The organism is Streptomyces sp. SAT1, from assembly GCF_001654495.1.
Lineage (GTDB): Bacteria > Actinomycetota > Actinomycetes > Streptomycetales > Streptomycetaceae > Streptomyces > Streptomyces andamanensis.
Window position 1 is genome coordinate 6,407,170 of the sequence record NZ_CP015849.1, and the last position, 18,539, is coordinate 6,425,708.

An 18,539-nucleotide genomic window follows, 5' to 3' on the forward strand; every position below is an offset into this window, starting at 1 on the left:
ACATGAGCAGGTACGGGTTTCTCGTCTCGCCCTCGCACAACCGCGTGTACGCCCGGTCGGCGCCCGCGCTGGCGCTGGCGGAACTGGAGGCGTTCGGCGAGACCGTGATCGACGGCGGTGTCCAGGACGCCGGGATCACCGAGATCGGCGGGGTCCCCTACGTCACGTTCAGCGCCGCGGAGCTGTCCGGCACCGAGATCAGGCTGCTGTCGAACCTGTCGTCGCTGTACGCCCTCTTCGCCGTCGAGAGCGACCTGCTGCGGCCGGTCGCCAGGCAGCCCCTCGACCTGTTCGAGAGCGACCTGCTCACCATCCAGAAGTACGCGGGCAAGACCAACGAGGACTTCACCCGGCTCCTGCTGAACGTGACCGCGCTGGCCTCCGACGAGCCCGCCCGGCTGCTGACGGGCGACCTGCGCCTGCTCGACCCGATGTGCGGCCGGGGCACCACCCTCAACCAGGCCGTCATGTACGGCATGGACGCCTCGGGGATCGAGATCGACCCCAAGGACTTCGACGCCTACTCCGCGTTCTTCCGCACCTGGCTGAAGAACAGCCGCCTCAAGCACCGCGCCGAGACCGGCACCGTACGGCGGCAGAAGGCGACCCTGGGGCGGCGGCTCCAGGTCGCCCTCGGCGCCTCCAAGGAGCTGTACCGCGAGGGCAGCACCATCGACGTGACCGTCGTCAACGCGGACACCCTCCGCGGCGGCGACTTCTTCCGGCGCGGCGAGTTCGACCTGATCGTCACCGACGCGCCGTACGGCGTGCAGCACGGCAGCCGCCCGCACGGCGGCGGGAACGCCGGACGGCTCTCCCGCAGCCCGGTGGACCTGCTGGCCGCCGCCGTCCCGGTCTGGCAGCCGCTGCTGCGGCCCGGCGGCGCCCTCGGCATCTCCTGGAACACCCATGTGGCGGGCCGGGAGCAGCTGGCCGAGATCCTGGAGGCCCACGGCTTCACCGTCCGCGACTCCGCGGCGTACCGGGGCTTCGAGCACCGCGTGGACCAGGCGATCAACCGGGACATCATCGTGGCCCGCAAGAACTAGCGCTTCCCCGGCCGGGGGAGGGGCGCGTCACCGGGGCGGCGGCGGCCGGGTCGCGCGCCGCGCGGACCGCGCCGACGATGAGGTCAAGGTTCCCCACCCCTAAGGACGGGCCGATGCCTCTCCCGCGTCGCGCGGGCCCTTCCGGGCCGCGCCCCACCGCCCTCGCGGCGGCCGCACTCCTCTGCGCCCTGGCGGCCGGCACGCTGACCGGATGCGGCGGCGGCAACGACCGGGGCGGCGGATCCGCCACCCGGACGCCGAGCGCACCCGAGACGGGCTCCTTCTCCGCCGGGACCCTGCCGTCCGCGCTGGCCTCGTCGGCCTCGGCGGCCGTGTCCTCCGCGCGGGCGTCGGCCTCGGCGGCGGCGTCCTCCCTCCAGGCGCGCGCCTCCGAGTTCGAGGCGTCGGTGTCGGCGGACACCGCCCGCTCCGCCGCGGCGGCCGAGAAGGCGCTGAAGGGCGTGCGGGGCAGGGGCAACGCCGTGGGTGAGGTCGGGATGACCGGGGTGCCCCGGGACCGGACCGGCGGGGTGCTCGCCGTCCTGGTGACCATCACCAACAAGACCGACCGCAAGGCGTCGTACGCCGTCCAGGTCGACTTCGCCGACGCCGACGGCAAGGTGGCCGAGACTCGGTACGTCGGAGCGCAGGACCTCGAACCGGGGAAGAAGGCGCAGCCGATCGCGTTCAGCCGGCAGTCGGCCGACAAGAAGCTGACGGCCCGGCTGGCGAAGGCCCAGCGGTACTGAGCCGGCCGCCGGACACGGACGAGCGGCCCGGAGTCCGCGCCCACGGGGGGCGGACTCCGGGCCGTTCAGCCGTGCGGGGGCGGGTCAGCAGGCGCCGAGGTCCTGCCAGACGCCCCACTCACCGGTGGTGCCGGGCTCCTCGCCCGTCGTCCACCACTTGGCCTTCCAGTTGTGGCCCTTGTAGGAAACCTGCTGGCCGCCGGTGTAGACGGTGCCCTTGGCCCACGGGGCGGCGGTGCACTGGTTGCCGTTGCCGCCGGTGATGGTCAGGGCGTACGTCGCCGAGTGGCTGCCGGAGGCGCTCGAACCGGTGACGGTGATGTTGTAGGTGCCCGAGACCGCCGCCGAGGTGGTGGCGAGGGAGAGGGTCGCGGAGCCGCCCGCGGTGACCGAGGTGGGGCTGACCGAGGCGGTGACGCCCGCCGGGGCACCGCTGACGCTGAGGTTCACCGTCTGCGCGTCGCCCTTGGTCACGGCCGTCTTCACCGTGGTGGTGGCGGACTGGCCCGCCGTCACGGTGCCGGAGGCCGCGCCGAGCGCCAGGGAGAAGTCGTTGGACGGAGCGGTGCTGCCGCTGGTGAACGGCTCGAAGATGTGGGAGAAGTCCCAGGTGTTCTGCTGGATGCCGGAGCAGTTGTCGGCGGCGCCGCCGCCCGCACAACCGCCGTTGTCGCGCTGGAGCGCCCAGAAGGACAGCGTGTTGATGCCCTTGGAGACGGCCCAGTTGTAGACCGAGGTGGCGTTGGCCAGGGTGAAGGTCTCGGCCGGTCCGAAGTCGTCGACGCCGGGCATCTCGGTGACGCCGACCATGCCCCACAGCTGCGCGGAGGTCTTGTTCGGGTAGAGCTGGCCGAGCGTGTTGACCAGGCCCTGGGCGGCGGTCTGGGTGTCCTTCGCCATGTCGTGGGACTGGTTGTCGTAGTAGTCGAACGTCATCAGGTTGACGACGTCGATCCGGGTGCCGTTGCTGACCGCGTTCTGCAGCAGCTGGACGCCGTTGTCGGCGAGGCCGTGCGTGGTGGTCGGCAGGGTGTAGGAGAACTCCACCGTGCGGCCGTTGGCCGCCGCCCAGTCCTGGACCAGCTTGATCGCCTTGTTGCGGCGGTCGATGCCGGCCGAGTTGTCGATCGAGTCGGCCTCGATGTCCATGTCGAGCCGCGAGATGTCGTAGGTCGTGATGACCTTCTCGTACGCGGCGGCGATCTGCTGGACGTCGGTGCAGCTGTCGGCGATCTCGGTGCCCGTGGTGTCGGCCGTGTAGCCGCCGAACGAGGGGATGACGTCCCCGCCGTTGTTCTGGATGGTCTTGATGTCGCTGCCGAAGGTCGACTGGGAGATCGGCATGCCGGTGTCGCCGTTCCAGTACGGCGTGCACGAGCCCTTGGACGCGGTCTGGAGGAACGCCATCGTCAGGTGCTTGGCACCCGACTGGGCGGCCAGCGCGGCGGGGCTCTCGCCGGTCCAGGCCTCGAAGTAGGGCGCGAAGACGTGCGCGGGCAGCGGTGTGGCCGCCTGCGCCGTGCCGGTGCCCGCCAGGGCGAGGCCCACCGAGGCCGCCGTGGTGACGGCCGCGGTGAGGACCGCGCGGAAGGAACGCCTGAGTCTCATGTCAGTCCCGGTGTGAGGAGGGGGAGTTCGCCGGATCCCGTACGGGGTAGAGAAGTTGATGCGTATGGGATAGCGCCCGCCGACCAGGTGGGTCAATGGTCTGGACCAAAAAGGGACTAGACCAATTCGCCGGTCCGGAAACTCATTCGCCTGCACAGGGCCCGCGGCGGCCGACTGGACCACCCGGGGGCCTCTTTCGCCCCTCTGGGCTCAGCGACCGCTCAGGTAGGCCGCGCCGAGATCCCGCAGCCGGTCGTGGACGCCCTCATAGGCGCGGGCCGCGCCCAGCACCCGCTTGGGCAGCTTGGCGACCATCGTGTACAGGGTGTCGCAGACGTTCGCCGCGGGCGCCAGACCCGCCTGGCTCACCAGTTGGTACGCGTCGAGTTGATCGAGCCCGAGCAGCTCGGACGTCCACTGCACCAGGTCGCGCTGGCTGATGCGGAAGGCGTCCTCCAGCGGCCGGGCGTGCCCGGTGCTCAGCAGGAACCCGTCGTTCTCCAGCCGCGGCACGGCGGGCGCGCCGCCCTTGACGAGATCCACGGCCACCACCGTGTTCATCGCCGTCTCCACCGCAGTACCGCACACCTCGCCCTCGCCCTGCCGGGCATGGCCGTCGCCGACGGCCAGCATCGCGCCCTCGACGTTGACGCCGAAGTAGACGGTGGTCCCGGCCCGCAGCTCGGGCGTGTCCATGTTGCCGCCGTGCACCCCCGGGGAGATCGACATCAGCCGTTCGCCCGCCGCCGGGGCCACCCCCACCGTGCCGTGCATCGGGTCGAGCGGCAGCTCCACCGCGAAGTCGCCGCGGGTCGCCTCGAACCGGCAGGTGCCGGCCTTCGTGTCGATGGCGTAGACCCACACCCGCTCCTCCAGCGCGGGGTGCAGCATGGCCGTGGCGTGTGTCGCCGTCAGCGCGCCGAAGTGCGGGAACGTACTGGACACGCCCCAGTCGCGGGCCGGCGCGATGTCCACGAAGTGCACGGCGAGCGTGTCGCCGCGCTCGGCTCCGGCCACCGCGATCGGACCGGTGACCGGGTTCAGGTACGGGAACGAGCAGACCCGGCTGGGCAGATCGGCCGGTCCGCGCACCCGGCCGCCGAAGCAGTCCTCGGTGGTCAGCTCCACGATGCTGCCGGGCTCCACCGTCACCACGGGCGACCCGCCGCCGAAGGCGTAGGCGTAACGGGCGGGGTCCGAGGGGACGTTGATCACCGGGGCGGAAGTGTTCATGCGGGAGGTTCCTCCTGGGTGCCGGATCGCGGATGCGAACGCGGGTGGGGCGGGCGAGGGACAGGGTGCCGCGTGCGGCGGCACCCGGGGGGAGGACTACCCGCCGGGCGGCGGGGCCACCGGATCGTCCGTGCTCTCCGCGTGCTGCACGGCCGCCAGGTCGGGCCGCCGGCCGGTCAGCAGCAGCCCGGCCAGGACCACGACGCCGATGCCGAGCCACACGAACCCCAGCCGCTGCGCCGCGATGTCGGCGTTCACCACCACGTACGCCAGGATCGCGAAGCCGATCGCGGGTGCGATCAGATGCCGCCAGAAGTCGCGGCTGCGCCGCCGGACCAGATAGTGCACGACCACGGACACGTGCAGCACCAGGAACGTCGTCAGGGCACCGAAGTTGACCAGGCTGCTGAGCAGGGTCACCCCGTCGTCGCGGGAGTTCATGTAGAGGCCCAGCGCCAGCGAGACGGCGGCCGTGAGCAGGGTCGCGTTCACCGGCACCCGGTGGCGCGGGTGCACCTTGGCCAGGAACGCGGGCAGTTGGCGGTCCCGGGCCATCGCGTACAGCAGGCGCGAGGTCGCGGCCTGCGCCACCAGCGAGTTGGCGAAGCCCCAGGCCACCGCGGTGGCGGCGGCGGTCAGCGTGGCCAGCCACTCGCCGGAGGCGACCCGGGCCGCGTCGTAGAAGGCGGTGCCGCCGGGATCGCCCTCGGTGAGCAGCCGGTCCGGTGCGGGCACCAGCAGCGACGCCAGCCAGGTCTGGACGATGAACAGGGCGCCCGCCAGCACCAGCGCCGCCACCATCGAACGGCCGATGGCGCGGGCCGAGTCCTTGTTCTCCTCGGCGAGCGTCGAGATGCCGTCGAAGCCGAGGAAGCTCAGCACGGCAACGGAGACGGCCCCGAAGACCAGCGACCAGGAGAAGGTGTGCCCGTTGTAGACCGCCGTGAAGTCGAAGCCCCGGCCCTTGCCCTGGGCCAGGGCGATCACACCGATCACCAGGAAGACGGCCAGCACCACGAGTTCGGCGAGCAGCATCAGCTTGTTGACCCGCGCGGTCATCCGGATGCCGGTGTAGTTGACCGCGGTGTTGAGCAGCACGAAGCCTGTCAGCCACAGCCACACGGGGACGGCCGGGACCAGCGAGTTCATGGCGATCCCGGCGATCAGGTACAGCAGGCCGGGCACCAGGACGTAGTCGAGGAGGATCATCCAGCCGGAGAGGAAGCCGACCGGGGCGGCGATCCCGCGGCCCGCGTAGGCGTAGACCGAGCCGGACATCGGGAACGCCTTCGCCATCTGCGCGTACGACAGGGCCGTGAACATCATCGCCACCATGCCGACCGCGTAGGTCAGGGCGACCATGCCGCCCGAGCTCTGGAAGACGCTGCCGAAGATCCCGAAGGGTGCGATGGGCACCATGAAGACCAGGCCGTAGACGAGCAGGTCCTTGAAGCCCAGCGAGCGGTGCAGTTCCTGCCGGTAGCCGTAGCTCTCCAGCGTGCCGGAAGCCGGTGGTTCGGACATCAGGTTCTCCTCACTGCGGGGTGCCCGCGCGTCGCGGGGAGAGCGTACGGCCAGTTATTTCCAGATGGAAGTATCTCGGCGGAGTCAGGTGATGGAACCCCGGCACCGCGGGAGACGGGTCAGGGGCCCCCGGGGCGGAACGAGGTCACCACGCGCAGGTCGGGGCCGTCCGCGCGGGCCAGATGCAGGGCGGCCCGTGGCGGTCCCTGCGGCGCCGCGCGCCACGCCTCGCGCGGGCCCGGCCCCCGCGCGGCCAGCAGACGCCGTACGGCCGCGGGCAGAGCGGCGTCCGCCCGCAGGGCGCGGCCCGCGGCGAGCGCGGCGACCAGGTGCACGCCGTCGTAGAGGCCGCGCGCGTAGGAGTCCAGCACCGGAGCAGTCGGGCCGAGCAGGGCGCGGTGCCGCTCGGTCAGGGCGAGCGCGCGGTCGTCGGCCAGCGAGGCGAAGGAGTCCATGCAGGAGTACAGGCCGCCGGTGTCGTCGCCGCCGCAGGCCAGCAGGCCGTTCTCCTCCAGCGCCCCGGACAGCCGCACCAGCCGGCGGTCGAGACCGCTGTGCCGCAGCCCCCGGTTGAACGCCACCAGATCCCGCCCGATCAGACTCACCAGGACCGCCTGGACCCGGTGCGCGCGCAGCTCCTCCACCAGGCGCCCCAGCGCCCGGTCCACCTGCCCCAGCGGCACCCGGTGCTCCAGCACCACCCGCGCGTGGCACCCGGCCGCGGCGTCACGGGCGGCCCGGTGCACGGCCCGCGGCCAGATGTAGTCGTTGCCCACCAGCGCCCAGCGGCGCACCTGGTGACGTTCGGTCAGAAACCCTATAGCTTCGGTCAGTTGCTCCCCGGGGCCGACGCCGGTGCAGGCCACGCCCGGCAGCCTGGCGCCTCCCTCGTGCGGCGGGGTGAAGACATACGGCACCCGGCCGCTCACCACCGCCTCGACGGCGCGATGGACATCGCTGGAGTGGAAGCCGGCCACCGCGTCCACCGCCCCCGCGCCGACCAGTCCCGCCACCTGCGCGGCGACCGCGGCCGGGGCCCGGCCGCCGTCCACCAGGTCCATCCGGTGTTCTGCACACGGATCGGCACGGACCCGCCCCCGGCGGGCGCCCCGTCCTGACCCGGCGGGCCGGGCATCCGCCGGCCCCTCGGCCCGCCGCGCCCGCGCCGCCGTCCCAAGGCCCCCGGGCCCGGCCGCGATCCCGCCCGCCGCGTTGATCTCGTGCGCCGCCAGCACGGCCGCGTCCAGCGCGGACGGCCCGATCAGGCCCAGCGCCCCGGACTGCGGCACCACCAGGCAGAGCCGGAACGCCGCCGCGTCACCCGGCGCGTACAGCGCGTCGAGCGGCTCGATCAGCCGCGCCTGGAGGTTCACGCCGTAGTCCACGCCGCGAGTATGCTCCAGGAAGCGGCGGACGGAGGAGGTGAGTGCGCGTGGGGAGCGTACGGCCGGACCCCGTCGCAGACACCGCACCGCCCCCGGCCCCCGCGGCGGCGACCGCGCCGGGCCTCCCGGCGCCGCACGGCCTCCTGGCCGCCCGCACCGGCGGGCCCCCGCTCGTGGAGATCCTCACCCTCGCCCAGCGGCGGCTCGTGCAGGGGCTGGCCGCCGTGCTCGACGAGGAGCAGTGCACCGTCGACCAGTGGCGCGTCCTGCGCGCCCTCGCCGACGACGCGGGCCGCCCCATGGGCGAGCTGTCGCACGGACTGCTCATCCCGCACGCCTCCCTGACCCGCCTGGTGGACGCGCTCGCCGACGACGGCTGGGTCTACCGCAGGCAGTCCGACACCGACCGGCGCAGCATCCGCGTCCACCTCTCCCGGCGCGGCCGGGACCGGCTCACCCGGCTCGACGCACTCGCCGCCGCCCACGAGTCGGCGCTGCGCGCCGCGGCGGGCACCGGTGGCGCGGACGGCCTCGGCGCCCTGGTGGCCCATCTCGCGGCGGACCCCGGCGCCCGCGCCTGACACCGGCCGCCCGTGCCGTCGGTCCCGACGCGGACGTTTCCGGCGCGGACGTTCATTCTGCGCGGACGTTTTTTCGGTCGGCCGTACGACGCCTCATACCAGAGCGGGACGCTCGGCGGGGGATTTTGGCGACTGCTCATCGCACATGATGCCTTGGTGACTACTGTGAGTGTCCACCGGACGACGTAGCGGCGCTCTCCAGGGCCCGGCCGTCCGGCACAGCGATGGCGTATGCCCGCTCGCGTCTCCCGCGCGAGCGCACAGGCCCGGACCCAGTACGAGGAACAGATGTCTCACCTCCGCGCACCGGCCGCCCGCGCAGATCACCGCGAGGGCGGCGGACGGCACGGGCGGCCGGTGGCCCGCACCGTCCCCTCGCTGCCCGAGACCCGCATACGGCCCCAACTGCTGCGGCTGGCCGTGCTGCCGCCCCTCGCGGTGGCGCTCGGCGCGGGCGCGGCCGTGCTCTTCACGGTGCGCTCCACCGGCGCCCGCCCCGGCCTCGCCCTGTGGGCGGTGCTCGCGGGCGCGCTGGCGGTCACGGCCGCGGGCATCGTGACCGGCGCCGTCGCCGCCGGGCGCGCGGCCGCCTCCGTGCACGAGCGGCTGGACGCGCTGCGCCGCGGCACCGCGCACCGCGAGGCCGAACTGAGCGCGCTCGTCGAGGCGTTGCGGCACGGCGAGACCCTGCCCCCGCGCACTCCGCCCGGCGGCGCCCCCGGCGACGCCGACGGGTTCGAGCTGCTCGCCGCCGACCTGGCCCGCGCCCACGAGGGGGCGGTCGACGCCGTCGTGCGGGCCGCCCGGCTCTCCGGCCGCGACGGCAGCGAGCAGAAGCTGGAGGTCTTCCTCAACCTCGCCCGGCGCCTCCAGTCCCTGGTGCACCGCGAGATCTCCATCCTCGACGAGCTGGAGAACGAGATCGAGGACCCCGACCTGCTCAAGGGCCTCTTCCACGTCGACCACCTCGCCACCCGCATCCGCCGCCACGCCGAGAACCTCGCCGTCCTCGGCGGCGCCGTCTCCCGGCGCCAGTGGAGCCACCCCGTCTCCATGACCGAGGTGCTGCGCTCGGCCATCGCGGAGGTCGAGCAGTACTCGCGGGTGAAGCTCGTCCCGCCCGTCGACGGCCGGCTGCGCGGCCACGCCGTCGCCGACGTCATCCATCTGCTGGCCGAACTCGTCGAGAACGCCACGGTGTTCTCCGCCCCGAACACCCAAGTGCTGCTGCGCGCGGGCCTGGTGACCTCGGGACTGGCCGTGGAGGTGGAGGACCGGGGCCTCGGCATGCCGGTCGGCGAACAGGTCCGGATGAACACCCTGCTCGCCGACCCGGACCAGGCCGACGTGGCCGGACTGCTCGCGGACGGTCGCATCGGGCTGTTCGTCGTCTCCCAACTGGCCAAGCGGCACGGCATCGACGTCCGGTTGCAGACCAACATCTACGGCGGCGTGCAGGCGGTGCTCGTGGTGCCGCAGGCCCTGCTCGGACCCGAGCCGGGCATCGGGTCCGGCACCGGGGCCCGGTCCGGAGCGGGGTCGGGAGCGCGGGCCGGGGGAGCCGGTGCGGTCGGTACCGCCCCCTGCGCCGGTACCCAGGACTCGGCGAGGGACGGCGTCCCTGCCGCCCCCGCCACCTCTGCCGGCTGCGGAACCCCCGGCGCCCCCGACACCCTCGGCGCCCCCGACACCCCCGGCGCCCACCCGCAGGCCCCGGCGCGCGACGGCGGCGTACCCGCTCTGCCTGCCGTGGCCGCCGAGCCCGCCGCGGGCGGGGGTCCCGGACCGGCCGGGGACGGCACCCACGCTGCCGCCGGGCCGTACGCCGAACCGGCCGTGCCCTCCCACCACCAGGAGCCCGCGCCCCTGCCGCGACGCGGTGACCGGCACGGCCGGGCGAACCCGGCGGAGGCCGCCCCCGGCATCCGGCCGCACGACCGGGCCGCCGTGGCGGCGAACGCCGGTGTCCTGCCCGTACCGCGCGTCGACGTGGTGCGCGGCGTCATGGAGCCGCCCAGCCTGCCCCGGCGCCGCGCCCAGCAGCACATCGCGCCCCAGCTGCGCGGCGGCCCCGCGCCCCGCCAGGACAGCGACGACACCGTGGGCCACGATCCCGGTCTGATGGCCGCCTTCCAGCGCGGGATCGGGCTCGCCGAGGGCCGCCAGCGCCAGGACGCGTCCCCGGAGCCGGCCGAGGCCGCGCACCACGACGGGAGCGCGCCCGCCGGATGACCCGCACGACCGCCCCCGCCCACCCGCACACCTCCGTCCCGACCCCCACTCGTCCCCCCGCCTGCGCCCCCACCTGCGGCGCGCCCCCGGACCTTCGTACCCCAAGGAGTCGATCCACCATGGCGAGCGATGCGCCGACCGGCCATGTTTCCGACCTCGACTGGCTGATGAGCGGCCTCGTGCAGCGCGTACCGCACACGACCAGCGCGGTCCTGCTGTCCTGCGACGGACTGGTGAAGTCCGTGCACGGCCTCGACCCCGACAGCGCCGACCACATGGCCGCGCTGGCCTCCGGCCTGTACTCCCTCGGCCGCAGCGCCGGTATCCGCTTCGGCGACGGCGGCGACGTGCGGCAGGTCGTCGTCGAACTCGACTCGACCCTGCTGTTCGTCAGCACCGCGGGTTCCGGCACCTGTCTCGCCGTGCTCGCGGGCCGCGAGGCCGACGCGGCGGTGCTCGGCTACGAGATGGCGATGCTGGTCAAGAGCGTCCGCCCGTACCTCGTGACCGCGCCCCGGCAGCACACCGCCGAACCCCCGGCGCTGCGGCCTTGAGCGCGGCGGTGACCGGCGACGGGCCCTGGCTCGACGACGCGGCCGGGCGGCTGGTGCGCCCTTTCACGGTCAGCAACGGCCGCACCCGGCCCACCATCGCCTTCGACCTGATGTCCCAGGTGATGGCGACCGGGGTGACGCCGCTCGGGTACCTCGGACCCGAGCACGGCGAGGCACTCGACCTGTGCCTGGCCCCGGTCTCGGTGGCCGAGGTGGCCGCGCACCTGAGGCTGCCCGCGGCGGTGGCCAAGGTGCTGCTGGCCGATCTCGTCGACTGCGGCGCCCTGACCACCAAACCGCCCGTCACCCCCCACCTTCCCACCGACCGGGCCCTACTGGAGGCAGTGCTCGATGGACTACGACGACAGCTCTGACCACGGCGACGGCCCCGCGGGCCACGACGGCGGCACGGCGACCCACCACCCGTACACGGGCCCCCCGACGCCTCCCGCCTGCGACGACGGCCCCGCCGACCCCTTCCCCACCGCGCTGAAGATCCTGGTGGCGGGCGGGTTCGGCGTGGGCAAGACGACCTTCGTCGGCGCGGTGAGCGAGATCGCGCCGCTCAGCACGGAGGAACTGCTCACCACGGCCGGCGCTGACACCGACAGCCTCGACGGCATCGAGAACAAGGTCGAGACGACCGTCGCGATGGACTTCGGCCGGATCACCCTGGACGCGGAGCACGTCCTGTACCTGTTCGGCACCCCCGGACAGGAGCGGTTCTGGTTCATGTGGGACGAGCTGTCGGAGGGCGCCCTCGGCGCGGTCATCCTCGCCGACACCCGCCGCCTGGGGGAGTGCTTCGCCGCCGTCGACTTCTTCGAGCAGCGCGGCCTCGCCTTCATCGTCGCCGTCAACGAGTTCGACGGCGCCCACCGCTACCGCCTGGACGACATCCGCTCCGCGCTCGACCTCGCCGAGGAGATCCCCGTGGTGCGCTGCGACGCCCGTATCTCCAGCTCGGGCGTCCAGACCCTGCTGACCCTCGTACGGCACCTCATCGCCCACGCGTCCGCACCGGAGCCCAGCCACGGCGCCCACCTGTGACCACCCGCCCGACCTCGCCGCTGTCCCGAACCCGCCACGGAGCCCTGCCCCGAACCCGCCACGGAGCCCGTCCATGACACACGCCCACGACGCCGGAGCCCGGCGATGACCTACGACCCGCCGCGCCCGGCCGGTCGGCTGCTGCTCACTCCCGAGGACCGGGAGGCACCCGCCCGTGCCCGGCGGCTGCGCCGGCTGGGCCTGGGCGAGCGCGCCGAACCGGCCCTCGACGCCTTCGCCGACCGGCTCGCCGGACGCACCCGGGCGCCGTACGCCATGGTCAACTTCCCCGGTGAGCACGGGCAGTTCTTCGCCGGACTGCACCGGCCGTCCCGGGACGTGCTGGACGTGGACGCCCCGGCACCGCACGGCCCGCCGCGCCCCGGCGACCCGGCGGCCGGAGCGGGAGCGTACCGGGAACTGGGCCGCCGCCTGACGCGCGACCAGGGCTTCTGCCCGCACGTGCTGGTGCGCGGCAAGGCGCTGGTGCTGGAGGACGTCCGCGACTACCCGCGGTTCGCGGGCAACGCGGTGGTCGACGAGTTCGGCATCCGCTCCTACCTCGGCGCGCCGCTGGTGGACAGCGCGGGCATGGTGCTGGGCACGGTGTGCGTCGTCGACGTCGAGCCGCGGCCGTGGGGCCGGGAGGGGCTGGACACCATCAAGGCGGCGGCGGCCGAACTGAGCGGGCGGCTGCGGCGCCGCGAGGCCGAGCGGAGCCCGGACGCCCCGGACGACCCGGACGCCCCGGGGCGCCCGGACGGTCCGCCGCCGGGCTGAACCGGCCCGGGACCCGGGGGCACGGCCGTGTCGCGGGCCGTCTTCCGGACGGCGTGAAGGAAAGCTGTGGCCGTGGTTAAGAAATCCTCGATGGACCGGCGCACCCCGCGTACGGCAGATTGCCAGGTGATTCCACCCCCTCGTCCCGGATGCGGGTCCCTCCGGCGTGCGCCGGACCCGGACCGGGCTCGACCCACAGGAGCCGTAGCGTGAAGGCGCTGGTCAAGCAGAAGGCGGAGCCGGGGCTCTGGCTCACGGACGTGCCCGAGCCCGCCGTCGGACCCGGTGACGTACTGATCAAGGTCCTGCGGACCGGCATCTGCGGGACCGATCTGCACATCCGGGCGTGGGACGGCTGGGCACAGCAGGCGATCCGCACCCCGCTCACGATCGGCCACGAGTTCGTCGGCGAGGTCGTCGCCACCGGCCGCGACGTCACCGAGATCAAGACCGGCGACCGGGTCAGCGGCGAGGGCCACCTCGTGTGCGGCAAGTGCCGCAACTGCCTGGCCGGGCGCCGCCATCTGTGCCGCGCCACGGTCGGCCTGGGGGTGGGCCGCGACGGCGCGTTCGCCGAGTACGTCGCCCTGCCCGCCGGGAACGTGTGGGTGCACCGCGTCCCCGTCGACCTCGACATCGCCGCGATCTTCGACCCGTTCGGCAACGCCGTGCACACCGCGCTGTCCTTCCCGCTGGTCGGCGAGGACGTGCTGATCACCGGCGCCGGGCCGATCGGCCTGATGGCGGCGGCCGTCGCCAAGCACGCGGGCGCCCGCAACGTCGTCATCACCGACGTCAGCGAGGAGCGTCTCGAACTCGCCCGCAAGATAGGGGTCAGTCTCGCCCTCAACGTCGGCGGCGCCACCATCGCCGAGGGGCAGCGCGTGCTCGGCCTGCGCGAGGGCTTCGACATCGGCCTGGAGATGTCCGGGCGGCCCGAGGCGATGCGCGACATGATCGCCAACATGACGCACGGCGGCCGGATCGCCATGCTCGGCCTGCCCGCCCAGGAGTTCCCGGTCGACTGGGCCCGGATCGTCACCTCGATGATCACCGTCAAGGGCATCTACGGCCGCGAGATGTTCGAGACCTGGTACGCCATGTCGGTGCTGCTGGAGGGCGGCCTCGACCTCGCCCCGGTGATCACCGGCCGGTACGCCTGCACCGACTTCGAGGCCGCCTTCGACGAGGCGGCCGGCGGCCGGGGCGGCAAGGTCATCCTGGACTGGACCGCGTAACCCGCACCCGCCACCGCGCCCTTCGCGTCGGCGCAGGCCGTCCTGCCGGTCCTGCGCCTTCGGAGCGGGCAGTCCTTCGCCTTCAGGCAAGCATCCGAGGAGCTTTTCCATGTTCGACTCCGTGCGTGACGACCTGCGCGCCACCCTCGACGAGATCCGTGCCGCCGGTCTGCACAAGCCCGAGCGGGTCATCGGCACCCCGCAGTCCGCGACCGTCGAGGTCACCGCGGGCGGCCGGCCCGGCGAGGTGCTCAACTTCTGCGCCAACAACTACCTGGGCCTCGCCGACCACCCCGAGGTCGTGGCCGCCGCCCACCAGGCACTGGACCGCTGGGGCTACGGCATGGCGTCCGTGCGCTTCATCTGCGGCACCCAGGAGGTGCACAAGGAGCTGGAGGCCCGGCTGTCGGGCTTCCTCGGCCAGGAGGACACGATCCTGTACTCCTCCTGCTTCGACGCCAACGGCGGTGTCTTCGAGACCCTGCTCGGCGCGGAGGACGCGGTGATCTCCGACGCCCTCAACCACGCCTCCATCATCGACGGCATCCGCCTGTCCAAGGCCCGCCGCCTGCGCTACGCCAACCGCGACATGGCCGATCTGGAGGCGCAGCTCAAGGCCGCAGGCGACGCCCGCCGCAGGCTGATCGTCACCGACGGCGTCTTCTCCATGGACGGCTACGTGGCACCCCTGGCGGAGATCTGCGACCTCGCCGACCGCTACGACGCCATGGTCATGGTGGACGACTCGCACGCCGTCGGCTTCGTCGGCCCCGGCGGGCGCGGCACCCCCGAGCTGCACGGCGTCATGGACCGCGTCGACATCATCACCGGCACCCTCGGCAAGGCGCTCGGCGGCGCCTCCGGCGGCTATGTCGCCGCCCGCGCCGAGATCGTCGCCCTGCTGCGCCAGCGCTCCCGGCCCTACCTGTTCTCCAACACCCTCGCCCCGGTGATCGCGGCGGCCTCCCTGAAGGTCCTCGACCTGCTGGAGTCGGCCGACGACCTGCGCGTCCGGCTGGCCGAGAACACCAAGCTGTTCCGCTCACGGATGACCGAGGCGGGCTTCGACGTGCTGCCCGGCGACCACGCCATCGCCCCGGTGATGATCGGCGACGCCGCGAAGGCGGCCCGGATGGCGGAACTGCTGCTGGAGCGCGGTGTGTACGTGATCGGCTTCTCCTACCCGGTGGTGCCGCAGGGGCAGGCGCGCATCCGCGTGCAACTGTCCGCCGCGCACTCGACCGCCGACGTCAACCGCGCGGTCGACGCCTTCGTCGCCGCCCGTACCGAGCTGGACGGCTGACCTGCGGGGACACACCCGTCCCGCACTCCTGAGATAATCGGTTCCATGATCGAAGCGCGGCGGCTGCACATCCTCCGGGCAGTGGCCGACCACCGTACGGTGACGGCCGCGGCCGCCGCGCTCTACCTCACCCCCTCGGCGGTCTCCCAGCAGCTCACCGCGCTGGAGCAGGAGACGGGCCACCGGCTCGTGGAACGCGGCGCCAAGGGCGTACGGCTGACCCCGGCCGGTGAGATCCTGCTCAGCCACACCAACGCGGTCCTCGCCCAGCTGGAGCGCGCGGAGGCGGAGCTGGCGGCCTACGGTTCGGGGGAGGCCGGCACGGTCACCGTGGCCGCCTTCGCCACCGGCATCGCCGAGGTGGTCGCCCCGGCACTCGTCCGGCTGGCCGCGTCGGCGCCCGGCATCCGCATCCGCGTCCACGACGCCGAGGGCGACGCCAGCCTGCCGATGGTGCTGGACCGGCAGGTGGACGTCGCCGTCGCCGTCGAGTACCGGGGCGCGCCGTCCGCCGACGATCCGCGCCTGACCCACGTCCCGCTCTACGCCGAGCCCTTCGACGTGGTGGTCCCGGTCGCCCACCGGGTGGCGGACGCCTCCGAGGTCCCGCTCGCCGAGCTGGCCAAGGACGCGTGGATCAGCCCGTACCCGGGCAACCCCTGCCATGACGTGTCCGTGCTGGCCTGCGAGAACGCCGGGTTCGCGCCGCGTATCGAACACTCGTCCGATGACTTCCGCGCGGTCGTGGCCCTCGCCGCCGCCGACGCGGGCGTGGCCCTCGTCCCGCGCTCCGCGCTGCGCGGCATGGACCTCACGGGCGTGGTCGTGCGCCCGGTCGACGGGGTCGCGCCCACCCGGCGCGTCTTCGCCGCGGTACGCCGTGGGGCGGAGGAACACCCGCTGATCCGGCCGGTGCTGGACGCGCTGGACGCGGCGGCGCGCTCCTGAGGGCGGGACCGGGCGGAACCGGGCGGGACCGGGCGGGGCGAGGGCTGAGCGGGCCGACCGCGCCCGGGGGCGGGGGGCAATGTGGAGAGGCGTGGGTCGTGCGGTGCGGGGCCGTGCGGGATGAGTGCGGTGCCGGGCCGTGCGGGGTGACGCGCCGGGGGCGGCGGGCGGCTGTCAGTGGGTGCGGCTAGCGTGCGGGACATGCCGGATGCAGAAGACGTACGCCGTATCGCCCTGTCCCTGCCGGACACGACGGAGAAGACGGCCTGGAGCATGCCCACGTTCCGGGTCGCGGGCAAGATGTTCGCCACGCTGCCGGAGGAGGAGACCTCCGTCGCCGTGCGCTGTCCCAAGGAGGAGCGCGCCGAACTGGTCCTGGCCGAACCGGGGAAGTTCTGGATCGCCGGTCACGAGGCGCAGTTCGCCTGGGTGAGGGTGCGGCTGGCAGCGCTGGAGGACGAGGCCGAGCTGCGCGACATCCTCGCCGACTCCTGGCGCCAGGCCGCCCCGGGCCGCCTGCTGGAGGCCCACCCGGAGCTGGGCCTGCCCGCTGCTCCCTGAAGTTGCCTTTCCCGAAGGCCCAGTTCCCGAGGGTCCAGTTCTTGAGGGTCCAGTTCTTGTGGATCGCCTCCCGGAAAATCCCGAGGGCGTTGTCGGTGGGCCATGGCATGATCCGGAGGTGCGGGGCGCAAGCGGGTTTTCGGCCGGGGCGAGGGCGGAGGACCGGACCGGCGGGCGGACCGTACGGGCCTGAGGGCCCGGGGGCCGGGGGATCGGGGCACGGGGGCACGGGGACGGGACATGCCAGGGAGGGGAGCGTCGAACGGATGACCGGGACGTCATCACAGCCGTCACCGCAGGACAGCGTCGCGGGTGCCGGGAGCGAGGCCGGAGCCGGACCTGGGGCCGGACCCGGACCCGGCCCCGGGGCCGTGGCCGGGGGTGTCGGTGCGGCCGGTGTGCCGGCCGGTGCCGTGCCGGCCGGTGCCGTGCCGGCCGGCGGCGCGCTGAACGCCGCCGCGTCGGACGGGCGCGGGGCGCGGCCGGTCTGGTCACGGGACTTCGCGCTGTTCTTCGTCGCGCGGGCCGTCGCCCGGCTGGGCGACACCATGCTGCCCGTGGCGCTCGCCGCCGGACTGCTGCAACACGGCTACGGCGCGGGCGCGGTGGGTCTCGCCATGGCCTCGACGGCCGCCGCCTTCGCCGGACTCGTGGTCTTCGGCGGCGTCATCGCCGACCGCTTCAGCACCCGCAAGCTGATGATCGGCGCGGATCTGGTGCGGCTCGGCACCCAGTCCCTCGCCGCGGTCCTCTTCTACTCGGGGCACGTGGTGCTCTGGGAGATCTGTGTCATCGGGCTCGCCAACGGCGTGGCGGGAGCCGTCTTCCAGCCGGGCGTCGCCAGTACGGTGCCCCGGCTCGCCGCCGACATCCAGGGCGCCAACGGCGCGATACGGATCGCCGAGTCCGCCGCCCAGCTCGCGGGCCCGGCCGTCGCCGGTGTCCTCGTGGGCTTCGCCTCGCCCGGCGGGGTCTTCGCCGCCCACGCCGCCACCTACGCGGTCAGCGCGCTGTGTCTGCTCCTGCTCAGGCTGCCTCCGCTCCCGCCCGGCAGCCGCCCGGCGGCGGCCGCACAGGGATCCGGCTGGGGCACCTTCCGGGCCGACCTGGTCGAGGGCTGGCGGGAGTTCCGCTCGCGCGCCTGGCTGTGGGGAGTCATCGCGGTCTGGTGTCTCTACATGATCGCCGTGTGGGGTCCGACCGTGCCGCTGGTGGCCACCGAGGTGGTCCAGCAGCACGGCCCGCGCGCCTACGGTCTGATCAACTCCGCCTTGGGCGCGGGCACCGTCGTCGGCGGCTTCCTCGCGCTGCGACTGCGCCCGCGCCGGATGCTGCGCGCCGGGGCGGTGGCCCTCTTCGCCTTCTGCTGCTTCCCGGCGGCGGTCGGCGCGGGCCTCGGCGTGGAAGCCATGGCCGCGGGGGCCGCGGTCGCCGGTGCGGGACAGGCGTTCTGGGGCGTGATGTGGGCGACCAGCGTCCAGACCCAGGTCCCCTCGGAGGTCCTCAACCGCATCCACGCCTACGACGTGGCGGGCTCCCTCGCCATGATGCCCGTGGGCCAGGCCCTCGCCGGACCCGCCGCCTCCGCCCTCGGCGCGGGCCATGTGCTGCTGGTGTCCGCGGCGACGAGCGTCGTCGTACCGGTCGTGCTGCTCGCCGTCCCCGCGATCAGCGGCCTCGTACGCGCCGACCCGCCCGGCCCCCACATACGCCGGGCGCGACCGGCGAAGCACTGACCGCCGCC

At 73.8% G+C, this 18,539-nt stretch carries 17 protein-coding genes; 13 read left to right on the forward strand and 4 right to left on the reverse strand.

All coding sequences use genetic code 11. The annotated features are described in order from the left end of the window. Positions 1-2: 2 nt before the first annotated feature. Positions 3-1,049 carry a TRM11 family SAM-dependent methyltransferase gene (locus A8713_RS27480; protein WP_064536372.1) on the forward strand — a complete coding sequence of 349 codons (1,047 nt, stop codon included), beginning with the start codon at positions 3-5 and terminating at the stop codon, positions 1,047-1,049. 113 nt (positions 1,050-1,162) lie between these two features. Beyond that, entirely contained in the window at positions 1,163-1,798 is a 636-nt protein-coding gene (locus tag A8713_RS27485; protein ID WP_064536373.1) for an FxLYD domain-containing protein, read from the forward strand. Between the two features lie 84 nt (positions 1,799-1,882). Here A8713_RS27485 and A8713_RS27490 read toward each other — a convergent pair whose 3' ends face one another. The 4 genes from A8713_RS27490 to A8713_RS27505 all read right to left on the reverse strand — a co-directional run bounded on the left by A8713_RS27490 (position 1,883) and on the right by A8713_RS27505 (position 7,548). After that, positions 1,883-3,406, reverse strand: a complete 1,524-nt coding sequence (locus tag A8713_RS27490; RefSeq protein WP_064536374.1) for a chitinase — start codon at positions 3,404-3,406, stop codon at positions 1,883-1,885. 210 nt (positions 3,407-3,616) lie between these two features. Beyond that, positions 3,617-4,639, reverse strand: a complete 1,023-nt coding sequence (locus A8713_RS27495) for an acetamidase/formamidase family protein (RefSeq protein WP_064536375.1) — start codon at positions 4,637-4,639, stop codon at positions 3,617-3,619. Between the two features lie 96 nt (positions 4,640-4,735). Then, complete coding sequence (locus tag A8713_RS27500; protein ID WP_064536376.1) at positions 4,736-6,163, reverse strand: APC family permease; 1,428 nt, start codon at positions 6,161-6,163, stop codon at positions 4,736-4,738. Between the two features lie 119 nt (positions 6,164-6,282). After that, positions 6,283-7,548 (reverse strand): ABC transporter substrate-binding protein, encoded by a 1,266-nt coding sequence (locus tag A8713_RS27505; RefSeq protein WP_064536377.1) that lies wholly within the window; start codon positions 7,546-7,548, stop codon positions 6,283-6,285. Between the two features lie 47 nt (positions 7,549-7,595). Here A8713_RS27505 and A8713_RS27510 point away from each other — a divergent pair, with 47 nt between their 5' ends. The 11 genes from A8713_RS27510 (at position 7,596) to A8713_RS27560 (ending at position 18,531) form a co-directional block, all read left to right on the forward strand. Then, positions 7,596-8,129, forward strand: a complete 534-nt coding sequence (locus tag A8713_RS27510; RefSeq protein ID WP_064536378.1) for a MarR family winged helix-turn-helix transcriptional regulator — start codon at positions 7,596-7,598, stop codon at positions 8,127-8,129. Between the two features lie 288 nt (positions 8,130-8,417). Then, a complete protein-coding gene (locus A8713_RS27515; RefSeq protein WP_064536379.1) occupies positions 8,418-10,361 on the forward strand; it encodes a sensor histidine kinase in 1,944 nt (647 codons plus the stop codon). A gap of 119 nt (positions 10,362-10,480) precedes the next feature. Next, positions 10,481-10,915, forward strand: a complete 435-nt coding sequence (locus A8713_RS27520; RefSeq protein WP_018566784.1) for a roadblock/LC7 domain-containing protein — start codon at positions 10,481-10,483, stop codon at positions 10,913-10,915. After that, positions 10,912-11,289: a DUF742 domain-containing protein gene (locus A8713_RS27525; RefSeq protein WP_064536380.1), complete on the forward strand. Its 378-nt coding sequence runs from the start codon at positions 10,912-10,914 to the stop codon at positions 11,287-11,289. Before A8713_RS27520 ends, A8713_RS27525 begins: the two co-directional genes overlap by 4 nt. Next, entirely contained in the window at positions 11,267-11,965 is a 699-nt protein-coding gene (locus tag A8713_RS27530) for a GTP-binding protein (RefSeq protein WP_237305462.1), read from the forward strand. The genes A8713_RS27525 and A8713_RS27530 overlap by 23 nt, the downstream gene beginning before the upstream one ends. A 105-nt stretch (positions 11,966-12,070) precedes the next feature. Continuing rightward, a complete protein-coding gene (locus A8713_RS27535; RefSeq protein WP_064536381.1) occupies positions 12,071-12,745 on the forward strand; it encodes a GAF domain-containing protein in 675 nt (224 codons plus the stop codon). A 209-nt stretch (positions 12,746-12,954) separates the two neighbouring features. Further along, the gene (tdh, locus tag A8713_RS27540) at positions 12,955-13,983 is read left to right on the forward strand and encodes an L-threonine 3-dehydrogenase (protein WP_064536382.1); all 1,029 of its coding nucleotides are present in this window, start codon (positions 12,955-12,957) and stop codon (positions 13,981-13,983) included. Positions 13,984-14,092: 109 nt separating this feature from the next. Then, positions 14,093-15,286 (forward strand): glycine C-acetyltransferase, encoded by a 1,194-nt coding sequence (locus tag A8713_RS27545; protein ID WP_064536383.1) that lies wholly within the window; start codon positions 14,093-14,095, stop codon positions 15,284-15,286. Positions 15,287-15,331: 45 nt separating this feature from the next. Then, positions 15,332-16,234 carry a LysR family transcriptional regulator gene (locus A8713_RS27550; RefSeq protein ID WP_064536384.1) on the forward strand — a complete coding sequence of 301 codons (903 nt, stop codon included), beginning with the start codon at positions 15,332-15,334 and terminating at the stop codon, positions 16,232-16,234. A 201-nt stretch (positions 16,235-16,435) separates the two neighbouring features. Further along, positions 16,436-16,795, forward strand: a complete 360-nt coding sequence (locus A8713_RS27555; protein WP_064536385.1) for an MmcQ/YjbR family DNA-binding protein — start codon at positions 16,436-16,438, stop codon at positions 16,793-16,795. Positions 16,796-17,061: 266 nt separating this feature from the next. Next, positions 17,062-18,531 carry an MFS transporter gene (locus tag A8713_RS27560; RefSeq protein ID WP_443069751.1) on the forward strand — a complete coding sequence of 490 codons (1,470 nt, stop codon included), beginning with the start codon at positions 17,062-17,064 and terminating at the stop codon, positions 18,529-18,531. Positions 18,532-18,539: the final 8 nt, after the last annotated feature.